Source organism: Actinomyces succiniciruminis (assembly GCF_900002405.1).
Lineage (GTDB): Bacteria > Actinomycetota > Actinomycetes > Actinomycetales > Actinomycetaceae > Actinomyces > Actinomyces succiniciruminis.
Window position 1 is genome coordinate 14,591 of the sequence record NZ_LK995477.1, and the last position, 871, is coordinate 15,461.

Below are 871 nucleotides of genomic sequence, written 5' to 3' on the forward strand. Positions count from 1 at the left end.
GGTGGGGGTGTCTTGTGTGGCGCAGTCGGCGGGGTCGGCTAGGGGGTTGCCGGTGCCGCTTCTTATGCCGGTTCTTGTGGCGACGCAGGCTAGGTAGCTTAGTCGGGCCATTTTGGCGGCGTGCTCATCGAATACGCCTCCGCCGCCGACAGCGGTGTTTGCTGCGGCCGGCCCGCCCGGCGCGAACGAGAACACCTGATACGAGGTGCTGCCAGTCACCACCACCGAATTACTATGCGATTCGGCGTTGTAATCGGTTGAAGGTGGTGCGGCGATGGCTGTTGCGCCCACCCCTATTATTAGAATAGGTGCTGACGTTAATAACGCAATAAGGCGGTCGGTGGATGAATTCATCATTCTGAATCACCCGTTTCTTCGATGTCGACGACTTCGACAGTCCAGTCTGATTCCGTCCATCGCATTTGAACCAGCAGGATTTCATCGGCCGCATTGGTCTGCGTAGAGCTTGCTCCGTCGCCAGAATATGACGCATGGGCGCCGTAGCTCACTTGGGTGCGTACGACGTAGCGGTTGGGGTCCGCGTCGTCCATCCAGTACTCCAGTGGGGCGATCTCCTGCTCCCACGAGTCCGCCCATCCGCCCGCATCGTGTAGTTCGGTGACGTTGCTGATGACGCTGTTGCAGAATTCGCAGTTGTCGTCGCTTATGTTCTGCCAGGCGTCCAGATCGCCGGTTGCGTAAACGTAGGGGTAGAGGTTGAGGAAGTATGTGGCTGCGGTGGCTGCGCCTTCGGGGGTGAACTCCGGGGTGTAGGGGGCGGGTGGTTCCATGGCCAGGGCGGTGGCCCGGGCGGCGGCGTCCTCGGGTGAGAGCGTGGGGGTGGGGCTAGCGCTGGCTGTGGCGGGGGGGG

The 871-nt window shown here is 61.7% G+C and carries 2 protein-coding genes; both read right to left on the reverse strand.

The genetic code is table 11. From position 1 onward, the window contains the following. A partial coding sequence (locus tag BN1056_RS03510) for a hypothetical protein (RefSeq protein ID WP_210579107.1) occupies positions 1-357 on the reverse strand: 357 nt, incomplete at its 3' end. Continuing rightward, positions 354-871: DUF6318 family protein (locus BN1056_RS03515; protein ID WP_210579109.1), on the reverse strand; the 518-nt coding region annotated here is incomplete at its 5' end. The genes BN1056_RS03510 and BN1056_RS03515, both read right to left, overlap by 4 nt.